The organism is Erwinia sp. QL-Z3, assembly GCF_004551645.1.
Lineage (GTDB): Bacteria > Pseudomonadota > Gammaproteobacteria > Enterobacterales > Enterobacteriaceae > Erwinia > Erwinia billingiae.
In genome coordinates, this window is the sequence record NZ_CP037950.1 from 3,800,607 (window position 1) to 3,817,166 (window position 16,560).

Below are 16,560 nucleotides of genomic sequence, written 5' to 3' on the forward strand. Positions count from 1 at the left end.
ACCAAACCGGCCAGCGAATGCCAGCCGTGTCGTTGCCGGCTTTTGCACCGTTGGCGTCGCTCTCTCTTGGGTGTTTGGAAGTGTGGTCACATTCGCCCGTGAGCCGATTGTTTGCTATATTCGGCTCATCCAGTGAGCCGAATAGTCAGATTAATCGGCTCACCACTTGATTAAGGCGGGCAAAAATATGACTTCAGATTGGATTTGGCAACAGCCGGACTGGCCCCACTTTCGCTGGGATGAGGCGGCATTATTGCCACGTCTGCGCGATATTCAGCAGCAACGTGGGCTGTTGCTCGGGCGCGCGGGAATGCTGCCCGATGATGAAGTGCAAACCCTTGATACTCTGCTGGCCAATATCCTCTCCTCTTCCGCCATTGAAGAAGAGCCGATCAATGTGCAGTCGGTGCGGTCGTCGCTGGCACGCCGGCTGGGCGTAACGGAAGAGCATCCCTGGCCGGTTTCCGATCGTTCTGAAGGCCTGGCGGCGATGATGCTGGATGCCATCGATAACCGGCAGCATCTGCTGAGCGTCGAGCGCCTGTGTCAGTGGCATCAGTGGATCTTCCCGCAGGAGGGGCTTTCCATCCATTCGCTTGGGGTGGGCAAATTACGCGGCAATGAGCCGATGCAGGTGGTGTCCGGACGTATCGATAAACCGGTGATCCACTTTATTGCCCCACCTCGCGAGGGGCTGGAAGCGCAGCTGGCCCAGTTTATTGACTGGTTTATTGCCAGTGAGAAAGATGCGCTGCTGGATCCTCTGCTGCGTGCGGCCATCAGTCATCTGTGGTTTATCACCCTGCATCCCTTTGATGATGGCAACGGACGTATCACCCGCGCATTGACCGACCTGGCGTTATCGCAGGCGGACAGCCAGACCATCCGGCTGTATGCCATGTCACCGGCAATCCTGGCAAGGCGCGCACGTTATTACCAGATACTGGAACAGACGCAGAAAGGCGGCCTGGATATTACCGACTGGCTCAGTTGGTTTCTGGACACGTTGCAGGAAAGCATCCGCGAAGCCATTAACAGCGTTGAGCGCACGCAGATCAAAGCCCGCTTCTGGCAGCGCCATCACCATGACGCGCTAAGCAAGGAACAAATTAAAGTGCTTAACCGCCTGCTGGATGGCGGCGATCAGGGCTTTGAAGCGGGCATCAGCGCCAGTCAGTACCAAAAGGTGGCCAAAGTCAGTAAGGCCACCGCAACCCGCCATTTAGCGGATCTGCTGGACAAAGGTTGCATTGAAAAACTGCCGGGCGGCGGACGCAGCACCCGTTATCAGGTGTTAGTGACTAAATGAAGTTTAAACACATGTTACGCAAGGTAAGTGTTTGCGTATCTTTTGGCCGATTTCTGCTTAAACATCCCTCTTCTCAGCCGGTCTCAAAGTCCCTTTTGTGCTGTTTAACAAAAACGTCACATTTGTATGATAACCACACACAGTAAAAGGACACTGCAACGGTATGATTCATAAAGAAAAATAGTAAACAAATCTTAACAAAATTAATCATTGAGCTCGGGGGGGAAAAGCCCTATATTGGGCGCGCTTTTATACAGAGTCGCTACTTTTTTAACCAGTTTCAATCAGGGTGCCAACGATGCCCCCGGTTGTAGGAGAGATATGATGACGGATAAAGTCCGTATTGATACTTTAGGTGCAAAGTCTTCACATGCAAACAATGAAACCTATTTGGCGAGACAAGCTGAATTTGAATCAAATGTCAGGAGTTATCCACGCAAGTTGCCGTTTGCTATAGCAAAAGCACAGGGCGTCTGGATTACCGACGTTGAGAATAATCACTATCTTGACTGCCTGGCTGGCGCGGGAACCCTGGCTCTTGGCCACAACCACCCTGACGTCCTGCAAAGCATACAAAGTGTCATTACCAGCGGCTTGCCGTTACATACACTGGACCTGACCACGCCATTAAAAGATGAGTTCTCTGCTTATCTTCTCTCTTTACTCCCTGGTCAGGGTAAAGAGTACTGCCTGCAGTTCACCGGCCCTTCTGGCGCGGATGCCGTCGAAGCGGCGTTGAAACTGGCAAAAAAACATACCGGTCGTACTGGCGTGATCAGCTTCTCCGGCGGCTATCACGGCATGACCCATGGCGCGCTGGCGGTAACAGGTAACCTGTCGCCGAAAGAAGCCGTCAACGGCATGATGCCTGAAGTGCAGTTTATGCCGTATCCGCACCTCTACCGCTGCCCGCTGGGCATTGGCGGTGAAGCTGGCGTGAAGGCGTTGACCTACTACTTCGAAAACCTGATCAACGACGTGGAAAGCGGCGTGCGCAAACCTGCGGCGGTGATCCTCGAAGCCGTTCAGGGCGAAGGCGGCGTTAACCCGGCGCCGGCTGAGTGGCTGCAGCGCATCCGTAAAGTCACCAAAGAGCACGGCATCCTGCTGATCATCGATGAAGTTCAGGCTGGCTTCTGCCGTACCGGCAAGCTGTTCGCCTTCGAACACGCGGGCATTGAGCCAGACATCATCGTGATGTCTAAAGCTGTAGGTGGCGGTCTGCCACTGGCGGTGCTCGGTATTAAGAAAGAATTTGATGCCTGGGAACCGGGTCACCACACCGGCACCTTCCGTGGCAACCAGCTGGCGATGGCGACCGGCCTGACCACGCTGAAGCACCTGACCGAAAACAACATTGCCGGGAAAGTGGCCGCACAGGGCGAATGGCTGAAAGGCCAGCTGGCTGAGATGCAGAAACGTTTCCCGGTGATCGGTAACATTCGCGGTCTGGGCCTGATGATCGGTATTGAGATCGTGAAGCCAGGCGAAGCGCAGGATCATATGGGTTGCTACCCTGCCGATCCGGAACTTTCTGCACTGTTGCAGAAGAAATGCTTCCAGGCGGGTCTGATCCTTGAGCGCGGCGGCCGTAACGGTTGCGTGCTGCGTCTGCTGCCTTCCCTGTTGATTTCTCAGGAAGAGCTGACCGTGTTCCTGGATAAATTTGAAAACGCCCTGTTAGCTGCTGGCGTAAAACCCGTCTGAGTGGAGTGAAGTTGATGTCCGGATTAAACCCTATTCTGGCGGCTTCTGCGCAGAGCACAGAAGCATATAAGCAGGCGATCGAGCAGAGCAGCCAGGCCGTGGTGCAATGGCTGCAACAACCTGAGATGTATCAGGGGAAAACTGTTGCTGAGCTTCGCGAACGCATTACGCTGGATTTTAATCCTCAGGGCCTGGGTAACCAGGCCGCTATTGAGCGTGCGATTGAGTTCTTCTTAAAAGACAGCCTGTCGGTGCATCACCCACAGTGTGTGGCGCACCTGCACTGCCCGAGCCTGGTGGTTAGCCAGGCGGCGGAAGTCTTGATCAACGCCACCAATCAGAGCATGGACTCCTGGGATCAAAGCCCGTCAGCCACCATCATTGAGATGAAGCTGATTGAATGGCTGCGTACTCAGGTTGGCTATCAGGCTGGCGATGCGGGCGTATTCACCAGCGGCGGCACCCAGAGCAATCTGATGGGCCTGATGCTGGCGCGTGATGCCTTCTTTGCCCGTCAGGGACACTCAATTCAGCAGGATGGCCTGGTGGGCAACCTGAAGAAGATTAAAGTGTTCTGTTCTGAGCATGCGCACTTCTCGGTGCAGAAGAACATGGCGTTGCTGGGTCTGGGTTATCAGTCCGTTACCCTGGTTAAAACCGACGAATTCGCCCGTATGGATTTGGCCGATTTAACGGAGAAGCTGGCGGCGGCGAAAGCCAACGGTGAGCAGGTGCTGGCGATTGTCGCCACCGCTGGCACCACCGATGCCGGTGCTATCGATCCGCTGCGCGCGATTGCGAAGCTTGCCGCTGAAGAGCAGATCTGGGTGCACGTTGATGCGGCCTGGGGCGGTGCGCTGCTGCTGTCTGAGAAGTATCGCGATTATCTGGACGGCATTGAGCTGGTGGATTCCATTACCCTGGACTTCCACAAGCAGTTCTTCCAGACCATCAGCTGCGGCGCCTTCCTGCTGAAAGAAGCGCGCCACTATGAGCTGATGCGCTATCAGGCGGCTTACCTGAACTCCGAGTTTGATGAAGCTCAGGGCGTGCCAAATCTGGTGTCCAAATCGCTGCAAACCACCCGCCGTTTCGATGCGCTGAAACTGTGGATGGGTCTGGAAGCATTAGGACAGAAGCAGTACGCGGAGATCATCGATCACGGCGTAACCCTGGCGCAACAGGTGGCAAGCTACGTGGCTGAGCAGCCTGCGCTGGAGCTGGTGATGAAGCCACAGCTGGCAAGCGTGCTGTTCCGTTATCGTCCGCAGCAGTCTGCGTTCGCCACGGATGCGGCTATTGCGCTGCTGAACCAGAAGATTGGTGATGCGCTGCTGGATTCAGGCCGCGCCAACGTCGGTGTGACCGAGTCGAATGGCGTCACCTGTCTGAAAATGACCTTGCTGAACCCGACCGTAACGCTTGAGGACATCAAAATCCTGCTGGCGCTGGTTGAGAGCACTGCACAGACGTTAATTGCCGCGTAATTTTCGCAGCATTAACAGAAAAGCCGGTAACAGTGATGTTACCGGTTTTTTTATTGCGTCATGGATGGCAGTTTTACTGGCTGTAATCCATTGCCTGCAAGTCGGCTATCAATCCCCGTCCCCTGGGCTGCCAACCCAGCTGTTGCTGCGTCCATTTGCCTGAGGCGCGCAGATCCATGCTGGCGAACATCGCAAACCAGCCAAAGTGCGCCGCTGCCTCTTCCGGCGGCAACGACACCACCTGAACACCCAGACCGGCGGCAACGACGTCGGTGATCTCTTTGGCAGACACGCCCTCTTCAGCCACCGCATGATAGCGCTGGCCTTTCTGGCCCTTTTCCAGCACCAGCAGATAGAGCTTCGCCACGTCCAGCACGTGCGCCGCCGGCCAGCTGTTAGTGCCCTCGCCGACATATGCCGCCACGCCCTTCTCCCGGCTGATGGCGATATACGGCGTGATCAGTCCCTGCTTCACCGTATCGTGCACCTGTGGCAGCCTGACCACCTGCACATTCACGCCCGCCTCCAGCAGCGTATTGCCGGTTAATTCGGACATAATGCGCGGGTTGGCATGCTGAGGATTGAATACCGATTCAGACGCCGGCTGACCGTCGCCGGCATCGCCGATACCGGTGCCCGAGGTAATGATCAGCGGGCGGTCAGAGCCTTTCAGCGCATCCCCCAACGCTTCGATCACCCGACGATCCTTTTCGCAGTTGGCGACAAAGTTATCGAAGTTATGATCGAACGCGGTATGGATCACCGCATCCGCACGAGCCGCCCCGGCACGCAGGCTGTCCGGATCTTCCAGCGTGCCGCGATACGCTTCCACGCCCGCCGCGGTTAACGCTTCCGCCCCGGCGTCAGAGCGGGTGACGCCAAGGACCTGATGTCCGGCAGCCAGCAGTTCGGTAACAATGCGCGAGCCGATAAACCCTGTCGCGCCAGTGAGAAATACAAGCATCAGATAGCCTCCTGGTTGTGTGAGCACCAGTGTTGCGCTTAAGCTCAACGCAGAAAAGTAGTGACTTTATCGTAGTATAGAAACTAACAGGCTCGATTCAGAACGCCGCAACGCGCTGACGATAACAGGAGAAAGGCAGGTGAATATCAATCATTACGGTCAACAGGTGGGCGTGGCGTTACCCGACTGGCAGCCCGCGCGCCCTTTTCCGCGCGGTTCGCTAACCGGACGGTATTGCACGCTCGAACCGCTTGATCCGCAGCACAGCGACGCCCTGTTTCAGGCCTTTTCGCTGGCGGAAGACGATCGCGACTGGACCTGGCTGGGGGCGCAAAAACCGGCCTCACTGTCGGAGATGATCGCGTGGGTAACGCATAAATGCCTGGATCAGGGGCTGGTGAGCTATGCCGTGGTCGATAACAGCACCCGGCATGCCGTTGGCGCAGTGTGCTTCGCCAATATTGATGCGGTCAACGGCGCCTGCGAAATCGGCCACGTCACCTGGTCGCCGCTGATGAAGCGCACGGTATTCGGCACTGACGCCCTGTTTCTGCTGCTGACCCAGGCCTTTTCCCTCGGCTATCGCCGCGTGGCCTGGCGCTGTGATTCAACTAATCTCGCCTCACGCCGCGCGGCTGAGCGGATCGGCTTTACCTTCGAGGGCTGTTTCCGTCAGGCGATGACCCGCAAGCAACGCAACCGTGACACCGACTGGTTATCGATTATCGATGGCGAATGGCCGGCGATCGAGGCCGCACTGTCTGGCTGGCTCTCAGCCGCAAACTTCACTGCTGATGGCCAGCAGAGACTGCCGCTATCGGCTTTTTTCAAAAACGGATAAATGCCCGCGTTGAATTTTCAGGACGCGTGGATTGCGAACAAAGATCGCCCGCTTGACATACTTGCTGTTAATTTTTGAGACGAACCCTAACGCTACGCTGCTGTATTACTCCGGCCAGTAGCGTTAAAATGGCCGTCTCAAAGCAACGCTGGATAGCGAGGTATAATGTCTTATCGTTTCACCCTGGCCGCAGTAACGGCCGCCATAACGCTCACCGGTTGCGCCAAACAACAGAAGCCCGGCGCGCCAGAAGATTTCTTCAATGGCCCGACCCAAATCAATGTGTCTCATGTTGTGACCCGTGCGGACGATGGTTCCGCCATTTTCCTGACGGTTGACGGTAATGACGCTGGCCCACTGGTTGCCGGGAAAAACACCGAGCTGCATATTCCGGCCGGTAAGCACAAAGTCGGGGGTTATGCTCAGACGCTGCTTGGCCTGGGGCGCGTGACGATTCAGTCTGTCGATGTGACAACCAAACCGGGAGAAGTGACGCAGCTGGCCTATTCGGTCACTCGCGACAAGCCGGTGTTTGCGAAAGAAGGTGTCACCAAGCTTCCGCCTAAACCGGTTGCGGCGCCGGCTGCAGCGCCGGCAGAACAGGCTGCGCCAGCGCAGACCGACCAGACTGCGGCAACAGCAACCTCAGCCACCATCCCAACGGTTGCCGCCACGCCACCCGCTGCGGTGCCGGTAACGACGGGTACCCAAGCGACGCAAAGCACCACCGCGGCGACGACTACACCTGCTGCTACCGTTCAGAGCACGTCAACGCCTGCAACAACCACTGAAAGTACCACTACACCTGCAACGGCCAGTCAGAGTTCGGCGGCAACACCGGCTGCGACCTCAACTGACACCACGCAGAGTACGACAGCCACGGCGCCGGCAACCACGTCGACCACCACCACGCAGAATGCGGCAACAACCAGTCAGCCTGCGACCACGACAACCACCACCACCACGCAAAGCGCGACGGAGTCGTCAGCCAAACCGGCAACGACCACCACCGAAACGTCGAAGAGTACTGATAGCGAGACAACGCATTCAGCGACCAGCAACACGGAAAACGCGCAAAGCTCTGGCAGCTCAACCGCCACGCCAGTCGAGACCACTGAGTCCTCTACTAACGGATAATTCGGTCACGGTGTCGGTATTTTCATCCGGTAAGGCTCGCTGAAGGCGATGGCCTCCAGCACGCACCCTTTCTCTGATTTGTTCGAACTAGTCGCGCCAGCCCAACGCGGGCGCGACATGTTTCAGAATCGACTCCATCACATGCGCACAATAGTCGACGCCCAGCTGGTTCGGGATGGTCAACAGCAGCGTATCCGCTTCAGCAATCGCCTCATCTTTCGCTAACTGCGCAATCAAGGCTTCCGGCTCGGCTGAATAGCTACGGCCAAAGATGGCGCGGGTTTTCTCATCCAGATAACCGATTTGATCGCCACCTTCGCGGCTGGCACCAAAGTAGGCGCGATCTGTCGCATTCATCAAAGCGAAGATGCTGCGGCTGACGGAAACGCGCGGCTCACGCGTGTGCCCTGCTTCCTGCCAGGCGGCGCGATAGGCGCGGATCTGTCTGGCCTGCTGAATATGGAACGGCTCGCCGGTTTCATCATCTTTCAGCGTCGAGCTTTGCAGGTTCATACCCAGCTTCGCCGCCCAGACCGAGGTGGCGTTAGAACCGGATCCCCACCAGATGCGTTCACGCAGGCCTTCGGAGAAGGGCTCCGGCCGTAACAGGCCTGGCGGATTAGGAAACATTGGCTGTGGATTAGGTTTCGCAAAGCCTTCGCCGCTCAGCACTTCCAGCAAACGCTCGGTATGACGACGCCCCATATCCGCATCGCTTTGCCCTTCCTGCGGCGCATAGCCAAAATGGCGCCAGCCTTCAATCACCTGCTCCGGCGATCCACGACTGATACCTAACTGCAGACGGCCGCCGCTGATCAGATCGGCCACACCGGCATCTTCGGCCATATACAGCGGGTTTTCGTAGCGCATATCAATGACGCCGGTACCAATCTCAATACGTTTGGTTTTCGCGCCGACCGCAGCCAGCAGCGGGAACGGTGCGCTAAGCTGGCGGGCAAAATGGTGAACGCGGAAATAGGCACCGTCAGCGCCTAATTCTTCTGCTGCCACCGCCAGATCGATGGATTGCAACAGCGCATCAGCAGCGGATCGCGTCGCCGACTGCGGTGATGGCGTCCAGTGTCCAAATGACAGAAATCCAATTTTTTTCATGACCGGAGTGCCTTGTTTCAGAGTTAAAAGTGGTAATGCGTCCGACAGAATGAAGCTGAATACCCGTAGCTTGCAAGCTTTTGACTGTATCAATCTTTTATCGGGTAACCATTCTCGTGCACCTGGGCCTCAGCTCGCGTAAACAACCGTCCATAGACACCCGGCGTCATGCCGGTGACTCTGACAAAGGCTCGGCGCAAAACATCGACGCTGGCGAAGCCGCACTCTCCGGCCAGGGTTTTGCTGGCCATCCCCTGCTCCAGCAGCTGTTTCGCTCTTGCCACGCGCTCCCTTTCCAGCCATTGCGCCGGGGAAACGGCCAACGTCTGACGAAACAACCGGGAAAGGTGGCGCTCGCTGACGTTCATATGCTCTGCCATCACCGCGACATTTTTCACCTTATCGAGATGGCTGGCGCTCCAACGCAGCAGCTCCTGAAAGGATGAACGGCCGGAAAGAGTGACATTGTCACCGCGCATAAAATGATTCTGACTTACCGGTCGGCGGAAGAACATCACCAGGTTACTGGCGATCTCCAGCGCGACGTCCCGCCCCAAATCTTCTTCCACCAGCCTTAGCGCCAGATCGAGACCTGAAGTGACGCCCGCTGCGGTGCGGATCGGGCCATCGGCAACATACAGCGCATCAGCATCGACGCTGATCTGCGGGAAACGGCTGGCCAGCTCGCTGGCGCAGGCCCAGTGCGTGGTCACCCGCTTGCCCTGCAACAGACCCGTTTGTGCCAGCAATAATGCCCCGCTGCACACCGAGCCAAATCGCTGACTTCGCCGGCACAGCCCGCTAATCGCGTCCAGCTGTTGAGGCTCGGCAATGATTTCGCTGATACCGGGTGCGCCAGCCACTAAAAAGGTCTGCGGCGAGTAATCTGCGGATTCACTGAGCAGCCGATCGGCGGTGAGGCGAACGCCGGAAGAGGAACGCAACACCGGCGTGGAAAATGACATCACTGCCGGCGTATACACCTGGCGTTGCAGAATGCGGTTCGCTTCGGCAAACACGTCCAGCGGGCCGCAGACATCCAGCATCTGTACGCCAGGCACGGCGAGAATGGCAATATCACTGTTCATTATTCCTCCGGTGTCCGGGTTTGCCGGAATGTCCCGTATCGTCTTAATCAGTCGCTTTAAGTCATTTATGATGCACAGCATACTGCTTAAACACAATCCCAAGGCGAGAAAATCATGAACCAGACAATTAACGTTCCAGACAGTCAGATGGCGAAAGAAGTCACCGAATTGGTGCGCGATACCGAATCCGAACTGTTGTTTCACCATTCCAGCCGCGTTTACTACTGGGGCGCGCTGGCGGGACATCAGCGCGGGCTAAAGGTCGACAGCGAGCTGCTGTACGTCGGCTGCATGTTCCACGATATGGGGTTAACTCACGATCACTGTAGCTGCGACAAACGTTTTGAAGTGGACGGTGCTAACGCAGCGCGGGACTTCCTGCAGCGCCACGGCATTGAACAGGCCGATATTGATAAGGTCTGGACGGCGATTGCCCTGCACACCACGCCAGGTATCCCGGAATTTATGGCGCCGGAGATCGCACTGGTCACTGCCGGCGTGGAGATGGATGTGCTGGGGATGGGATATGAGAATTACAGCGAGCAGGAAATTGCGGCGGTCACCGCGTTGCATCCGCGCCCTGAGGCCTTTAAAGAAGCGATCATTCAGGCCTTTTATGACGGCATTAAGCACAAGCCGCAAACCACCTTCGGCAACGTGAAAGCGGACGTGATTAAAGATAAGGAAGCAGGCTTTACGCCGGGGAATTTCTGTCAGGTGATCCGCCAGTCGCGCTGGAGAGGTTAACGGCACGGCGCTCGCTACGTGAAGTCGCTTTCAGTCAAAAGGGGGATTTCACGTAAACGTTGTCTTGCAGCAGAGGGCAGGTCAGTCTCGGCGGGCGGTGATCAGTCCGGCTTCACCAGCCGGATAGCGTGTTCCAGCACCTTCTGTTCATCACGGTCGGCATCCGATCGGCCCTGCCGGGTCTTTAACAGCAGATTCGACAACACCTTACGATCGGTGTCTAAACCCCCTTCTGCCAGCACAATCACCGCATCGCCAATCACCCGGCACACTTCATCGTAATACTCTTCACTCAGCACATCGCGTTTCATCATTCATTTCCTGTCGCTGGTTCGGTTAGACCTTAATGGCTTAAACCTGGCAAACAATCAGATGCAAAACAAGTTGAGACATACTTTGTAAAAACTTAATGCAGTCTCGCCAGGTGATGAACATCGCATTTTTCAGCATCAGTGCCGTGATTTATCAACGAAAACTCAACCAGTGTTGTTTTTCTTTCGCCACGCAAAGCATTTGCTGTGAAGGTAAGGCGTTTTTTACTTTTCAAGGACATGAAAATGAAGATAAATACAGGGGCAGTTCTCGTTATATCATTATTCCTGACCGCTTGTGCCGGCTCAGAAACAGCAAAATATCCTACCCTCATCGATAACGTCACGTCTGAAAACATACAGCGGATACTCCAATCAGACGTTATTCCCTCAACCGGTGAAAGCCACGGTGAAGTCATCAGCCGGGTATCGTCAGCCTTTCTCGGCACGCCCTATCAGGCCGACACGCTGATTGGCGGAGCTGATACCCCGGAAGTGCTTGTCGCCAATTTCAACCATGTAGACTGCTTTACCCTGATCGACTACGTGGAAGCCCTGACCCGAAGCCGCGACCAAAAATCCTTCCTGAATAACCTTGTCAAAATCCGCTATGCCGGGGGGCACGTCGACTACCTCAGCCGCCGGCACTTCTTTACTGATTGGTTCGCCACCGTCCCACGCAATGCCCGCGACGTCACGCCCGAGATCAGTCCGGACTTTCTCGTCGCTAACAAGCAACTTAACCGCAAAGCCGACGGTGGCGAATACATTGCCGGCCTTGGCGTTCATCCACGTAAAATCAACTATGTTCCCGGCAAGGCCATTAATGGACACCTGCTCAACCGGCTGAAACCCGGCGATTATGTCGGTGTCTTCTCCCCACTCAGCGGACTGGATGTTTCACATGTCGGGATTGTGGTTCGCCACGACGGTAAGGTGTGGTTCAGAAATGCCTCTTCGCTGGCCGCAAACAGAAAAGTCGTGGATTCGCCTTTTATCGAATATATGCAGTCGAAACCGGGAATCGTTGTGCTGCGGTCTGACTGATTTGCGCAGCGAATGCCCTTAATCAGTCTGTGGATGTGCATTCCTGTTTATCTCTTCTATCTTTATCTGCAAGATGAAACGATAAGTCGGAGAGACAACAATGAGCAATGATCCACGTAAACCTACCACCACTGATGCTGGCATCCCGGTTGCCAGCGATGAATACTCATTATCAGTCGGGCCGAATGGCCCTGTCCTGCTCCACGATCACTATCTGATTGAACAGATGGCGAACTTTAACCGTGAACGCATTCCGGAACGCCAGCCGCATGCGAAAGGCAGCGGTGCCTTTGGCCACTTTGAAGTGACCCATGATGTCAGCCAGTACACCAAAGCCGCCGTTTTCCAGCCGGGAACCAAAACCGATCTGGTGATGCGATTCTCTACCGTTGCCGGTGAACGCGGCAGCCCGGATACCTGGCGCGATCCGCGTGGTTTCTCGATCAAGTTCTATACCACCGAAGGCAACTACGACATGGTGGGCAACAACACGCCAGTGTTCTTTATCCGTGACCCGATGAAGTTCCAGCACTTTATTCGCTCGCAAAAGCGTCGTGCGGATAACAACCTGCGCGATAACGATATGCAGTGGGATTTCTGGTCGCTGTCACCCGAGTCAGCGCATCAGGTGACCTATCTGATGGGCGATCGCGGCATTCCGAAAAACTGGCGCCATATGAACGGCTACTCCAGCCATACCTATATGTGGGTGAATGCGGCGGGCGAGAAGTTCTGGGTGAAATACCATTTCCACACCGATCAGGGTATTGAGAACCTGACCCAGGAAGAAGCCGACAAGCTGGCGGGTGAAGACGGTGATTACCATACCCGCGACCTGTTCATGTCGATCAAAAACGGCCAGTTCCCAAGCTGGACGCTGCATATGCAAATCATGCCGTTTGCCGAAGCGGAAACCTACCGCTTTAACCCGTTTGACCTGACCAAAGTCTGGCCGCACAGCGATTATCCGCTGATCCCGGTGGGCAAATTAACCCTTAACCGTAACCCAACGGATAACCATGCGCAGATTGAACAGGCTGCCTTTGAGCCGAACAACCTGGTGCCCGGCATTGGACTGAGCCCGGATAAAATGCTGATTGGCCGCGTGTTCTCTTATGCTGATGCGCACCGTGCGCGTCTGGGCGTCAACTACAAGCAGATCCCGGTCAATGCTCCCCACTCGCCGGTGAACAGCTACAGCAAAGATGGCGCCATGCGCATGAATCCGGTGTCCGATCCGGTCTATGCGCCTAACTCCAAAGGTGGCCCGGTGGCGGATGGCGATCGTTATCCGACCGACTCCACCTGGCCGTCCAGCGGCGAAATGGTGCGCGCGCCTTACACCCTGCGCCGCGATGATGACGATTTTGGCCAGGCCAATACGTTGATCAATAAGGTGATGGATCAGGCGGGACGCGATCGTCTGGTGAGTAACGTTACCGGCCATCTGCTGAATGGCGTTGAGGAACCGGTGTTGTCGCGCGCCTTTGAATACTGGCGCAATATCGACCAGACCATCGGCGACCGCATTGCCCAGCAGGTCACTGACGAACGGGCGAAACGCAGCTAATCCTCTTAAATAACAAAATGGCCTTCGCAATGAAGGCCATTTTTTTTGTCTTAACGCACGCGAAACGGCGTTATTTGGCAGCAGCAGCCTGTTTCACCCAGCCATCGAACGTCGCCTGATGGGAGGCAATCCAGCCATCCACATGACGGTCGATATCGTCGGAACTGCCCTGTCCTTCATGCATCCGCAGGTTTTGCGCATTCACGTCCGCCAGCGGCAGCTTCATCACCGCAAACAGCTTCGCTGCGGCCGGATTCGCCTGGGTCCAGGCCTTGTTGGCGACGATATGTTCGTTATTCACCGGGAAGCCGTAATTCTTGCCGTTCGGTAAAGTGGTATCCAGATCTTTCTGGCTACCCGGATTGGCAGAATGTGGCACCGTTAACCACACCACATCTTTCCCAGGCTTAAGTTCATCGCTGACCCAGTATGGCGTCCAGGTATAATAAAGCACCGGCTTGCCGGCCTTAAATCGGGTGAGCGTATCGGCGATAATAGCGGAATAATTTCCCTGGTTCTGCACCACCGTATTACTCAAGCCATACGCTTCAATCTGGGTGCTGATTACCGAGCCACATACCCAGCCTGGATTACAGCCGGCAAGGTCAGCTTTGCCATCGCCATCGGCATCAAATAATTTGGCGATATTGGGATCTTTCAGCTGCGAAATATCGTGGATATGATATTTATCCGCGGTCTTTTTATCGATCAGATAGCCCTGCGCAGCGCCGGAAATATAGGTGCCCTGACGATAAAATTTATTGTCGCCACCTGCTGAGGCGTACATGTCCTTTTGCAGCGGATCCCAATTGACCGCCATATAGGTGGCGTCACCGCTGGCAATCGCCGTGTAGGCCACGTTGTAATCCACTTCTTTGATCGGTTGAACGTCGTAACCTAACGCCTGTAAGGCCCGGTTAACCAGCTCGGTCTGGAAGGTTTCTTCCGGCAAGCTACTCTGTACGGCGTTAACCACTACACCTTTGCCTGGTAACGTTGCCGAGAACGCTGGGGATGCACTGGCAAGGGTTGTAATGGCTAACGTCAAAATTCCGCTGGTTCGCATGATGAGTCCTTTTTATTTTTTTAGGTGTTAACGCTAAAAATAGAAGAAAAAATCACGCCACTCTCTTACAAATAACAACAGCCACTCTGGCAGTTTTTGGGTAAATATTTGCTGCGCTGAGTGAGGGTTATTTCATGAATAACGTATCAGGGAGTGCCGCAATATATTTAACGGGGTATACCCTACCACAGTGAAATTCTGAGGCAACCGGAAATGTCCGGCTCTCAGACCCCGGTCTTTAGCCCGATCCACGTCATAAGAATTTCCTATGCGTGCCACCTCTGCCGGAAAAAACCGATCAGCGTTACGATAGTGCGCAGACCAGCCAACCGACGAGAAACTCATGGAAATTGTTACGGCGCAAGCCGCTCATGTTGCAGGAATACAGCAGATTTATGCGTGGCACGTCCTTAATGGACTGGCGACTTTTGAGACCGAACCGCCTACTGCGGATGAGATGCTGGCAAGGCTTGCGAAAGTACAGGAAAGCGGAGGATTCTGGCTGGTGGCATTAGAAGAGCACCGGGTTGTCGGCTACTGCTACCTGGCGCCCTACCGCCCGCGTTATGCTTATCGCTTTACGCTGGAGGATTCGATCTATCTCGATCCTGACTGCGCCGGACGCGGTATTGGCCGCGCGTTGCTCGGTGAAGGCCTGCGCCAGGCGCAGGAAGCCGGATTCCGTCAGGTGATGACCGTCGTCGGCAACAGTGAAAATGTGGCTTCACTGGCCCTGCACCGCTCGCTGGGTTTTGAGCTGACCGGCGTACTGAAATCCGTGGGCTTTAAGCATGGCCGCTGGGTAGATACCGTGATGATGCAATGCACGCTGGGTGAAGGCGACACCACGATACCTCAGGATCGCTAAGCGTTATGGTCGGGCGGCGGTGCCGTCCGGCAAACGTGCGTTAGTCCAGTCCGGCAAGCCACCGGTCACCGGGAAGCGTTTCGCCTTCTCTTCATCAATATCGACGCCCAGTCCCGGACGATCGCTCAGGTAGGCATAGCCGCGATCGATTTCAGGACAACCCGGGAACACCTCCATCAGCGCATCATTCACCGGCGTATATTCCTGAATTCCGAAGTTGGTGACGCTCATATCCAGATGCAAATTGGCTGCCACGCCCACCGGCGAGATATCGCCCGGTCCGTGCCAGGCCGTGCGCACGCCGTGGATCTCAGCATAGGTAGCCAGTTTTTTCGCCGGGGTAATGCCGCCAATGGTGCTGACGTGGCAACGGATGTAATCAATCAGCTGCTGCTGAATCAACGGTTTCCACTCGTTGACGTGGGTAAACAGCTCACCCATCGAGATCGGCGTGCTGCTCTGTGCGCGGATCATTTTCAGCCAGTCGATATTCTCCGGTGCAACCGGATCTTCGAGGAAGAACAGCTGATAGGGCTCCAGGCTCTTGGCCAGCTGCACCGACGCAACCGGCGTGATGCGTTCATGCACATCGTGGATAAACTCGACGCCAAAGCCAAGCTTGTTGCGCAGATGATCGAACAGACGCGGCACCGCGCGGGCGTAAGCATCCGGATCGAAATAAATGCCCGGCGTCTGCGAACGCGGGGAGACCTTCGGCTGAATATTGCGCGCCTTCGCCAGTTTGCCGGCGATAAGCTTGAGATCGTCAGTGCCGGCACCGCCGTACATGCCCATCTGGCAACGGACATACTGATAACCCTCTTCCATTCTGGCGCGAATGTTATCTTCCACTTCGACTTCATCGGCACCATCGCAGTGGCGATAGAGCGGAATGCCGTCGCGGCAACGTCCGCCCAGCAACTGGTACACCGGCAGGCCGGCCACTTTCCCTTTGATATCCCACAGCGCCATATCCACGCCCGAAAGCGCATTGTTCATCACCGGGCCGCTGCGCCAGTAACCGCTGACCGCCGCCGACTGCCAGATATCTTCATTGCGCAGCGGATCCTTACCAATCAGGAACGGCTTCATATAGTTTTCAATTGCGGCTTCCACGGCAAAAATGCGCTGGGTAAAGGTGGCGCAGCCGAGGCCGTACAATCCCGGCTGATTGGTTTCCACTTTCACCACCACCAGGTCGATACCACCCGGGGCGGTCAGCAGCGTTTTAATGTTGGTAATTTTCAACGTTTCCATAAGTCTCTCCGGATCACCGCAATGATGTATGATGTCCTACATGTTAGA

Annotated in this window: 15 protein-coding genes; 9 read left to right on the forward strand and 6 right to left on the reverse strand. The window is 55.7% G+C overall.

The window, feature by feature from the left end:
- Nucleotides 1–187: 187 nt before the first annotated feature.
- The 3 genes from E2F51_RS18230 to E2F51_RS18240 all read left to right on the forward strand — a co-directional run bounded on the left by E2F51_RS18230 (nt 188) and on the right by E2F51_RS18240 (nt 4,503).
- Nucleotides 188–1,309, forward strand: coding sequence for a Fic family protein (locus E2F51_RS18230; RefSeq protein ID WP_134824170.1), 1,122 nt, complete (start codon nt 188–190; stop codon nt 1,307–1,309).
- Between the two features lie 321 nt (nt 1,310–1,630).
- On the forward strand, nt 1,631–3,016 hold the full coding sequence (locus tag E2F51_RS18235) for a diaminobutyrate--2-oxoglutarate transaminase (protein ID WP_013202226.1): 1,386 nt from the start codon (nt 1,631–1,633) through the stop codon (nt 3,014–3,016).
- Nucleotides 3,017–3,030: 14 nt separating this feature from the next.
- Nucleotides 3,031–4,503 (forward strand): aspartate aminotransferase family protein, encoded by a 1,473-nt coding sequence (locus E2F51_RS18240; RefSeq protein ID WP_134824171.1) that lies wholly within the window; start codon nt 3,031–3,033, stop codon nt 4,501–4,503.
- 73 nt (nt 4,504–4,576) lie between these two features.
- Here the strand turns inward: E2F51_RS18240 and E2F51_RS18245 are convergent, their stop codons facing one another.
- Nucleotides 4,577–5,467, reverse strand: coding sequence for an SDR family oxidoreductase (locus E2F51_RS18245; protein ID WP_134824172.1), 891 nt, complete (start codon nt 5,465–5,467; stop codon nt 4,577–4,579).
- Between the two features lie 139 nt (nt 5,468–5,606).
- Between E2F51_RS18245 and E2F51_RS18250 the strand changes: the two genes are divergently transcribed.
- Both E2F51_RS18250 and E2F51_RS24325 read left to right on the forward strand, forming a co-directional pair.
- The gene (locus E2F51_RS18250) at nt 5,607–6,308 is read left to right on the forward strand and encodes a GNAT family N-acetyltransferase (protein WP_134824173.1); all 702 of its coding nucleotides are present in this window, start codon (nt 5,607–5,609) and stop codon (nt 6,306–6,308) included.
- Between the two features lie 165 nt (nt 6,309–6,473).
- Nucleotides 6,474–7,445 (forward strand): hypothetical protein, encoded by a 972-nt coding sequence (locus E2F51_RS24325; protein WP_371732139.1) that lies wholly within the window; start codon nt 6,474–6,476, stop codon nt 7,443–7,445.
- Between the two features lie 87 nt (nt 7,446–7,532).
- Here the strand turns inward: E2F51_RS24325 and E2F51_RS18260 are convergent, their stop codons facing one another.
- Both E2F51_RS18260 and E2F51_RS18265 read right to left on the reverse strand, forming a co-directional pair.
- Nucleotides 7,533–8,558 carry an LLM class flavin-dependent oxidoreductase gene (locus E2F51_RS18260; RefSeq protein WP_134824174.1) on the reverse strand — a complete coding sequence of 342 codons (1,026 nt, stop codon included), beginning with the start codon at nt 8,556–8,558 and terminating at the stop codon, nt 7,533–7,535.
- 89 nt (nt 8,559–8,647) lie between these two features.
- Nucleotides 8,648–9,646 (reverse strand): GlxA family transcriptional regulator, encoded by a 999-nt coding sequence (locus E2F51_RS18265; RefSeq protein ID WP_134824175.1) that lies wholly within the window; start codon nt 9,644–9,646, stop codon nt 8,648–8,650.
- A 114-nt stretch (nt 9,647–9,760) separates the two neighbouring features.
- Here E2F51_RS18265 and E2F51_RS18270 point away from each other — a divergent pair, with 114 nt between their 5' ends.
- The gene (locus tag E2F51_RS18270) at nt 9,761–10,393 is read left to right on the forward strand and encodes an HD domain-containing protein (protein WP_134824176.1); all 633 of its coding nucleotides are present in this window, start codon (nt 9,761–9,763) and stop codon (nt 10,391–10,393) included.
- A gap of 101 nt (nt 10,394–10,494) precedes the next feature.
- Here the strand turns inward: E2F51_RS18270 and E2F51_RS18275 are convergent, their stop codons facing one another.
- Entirely contained in the window at nt 10,495–10,704 is a 210-nt protein-coding gene (locus tag E2F51_RS18275; protein ID WP_134824912.1) for a DUF2767 family protein, read from the reverse strand.
- A 240-nt stretch (nt 10,705–10,944) separates the two neighbouring features.
- Here E2F51_RS18275 and E2F51_RS18280 point away from each other — a divergent pair, with 240 nt between their 5' ends.
- Together E2F51_RS18280 and E2F51_RS18285 are read left to right on the forward strand one after the other, a co-directional pair.
- The gene (locus E2F51_RS18280; RefSeq protein WP_371732140.1) at nt 10,945–11,751 is read left to right on the forward strand and encodes a DUF1460 domain-containing protein; all 807 of its coding nucleotides are present in this window, start codon (nt 10,945–10,947) and stop codon (nt 11,749–11,751) included.
- Between the two features lie 100 nt (nt 11,752–11,851).
- The gene (locus E2F51_RS18285) at nt 11,852–13,321 is read left to right on the forward strand and encodes a catalase (RefSeq protein ID WP_134824178.1); all 1,470 of its coding nucleotides are present in this window, start codon (nt 11,852–11,854) and stop codon (nt 13,319–13,321) included.
- 70 nt (nt 13,322–13,391) lie between these two features.
- Here the strand turns inward: E2F51_RS18285 and proX are convergent, their stop codons facing one another.
- Nucleotides 13,392–14,387: a glycine betaine/L-proline ABC transporter substrate-binding protein ProX gene (gene proX / locus E2F51_RS18290; RefSeq protein ID WP_134824179.1), complete on the reverse strand. Its 996-nt coding sequence runs from the start codon at nt 14,385–14,387 to the stop codon at nt 13,392–13,394.
- 343 nt (nt 14,388–14,730) lie between these two features.
- Between proX and E2F51_RS18295 the strand changes: the two genes are divergently transcribed.
- Nucleotides 14,731–15,255, forward strand: a complete 525-nt coding sequence (locus E2F51_RS18295; protein WP_013202238.1) for a GNAT family N-acetyltransferase — start codon at nt 14,731–14,733, stop codon at nt 15,253–15,255.
- A 3-nt stretch (nt 15,256–15,258) separates the two neighbouring features.
- Here the strand turns inward: E2F51_RS18295 and E2F51_RS18300 are convergent, their stop codons facing one another.
- Entirely contained in the window at nt 15,259–16,512 is a 1,254-nt protein-coding gene (locus E2F51_RS18300) for an enolase C-terminal domain-like protein (RefSeq protein ID WP_013202239.1), read from the reverse strand.
- Between the last annotated feature and the right edge of the window lie 48 nt (nt 16,513–16,560).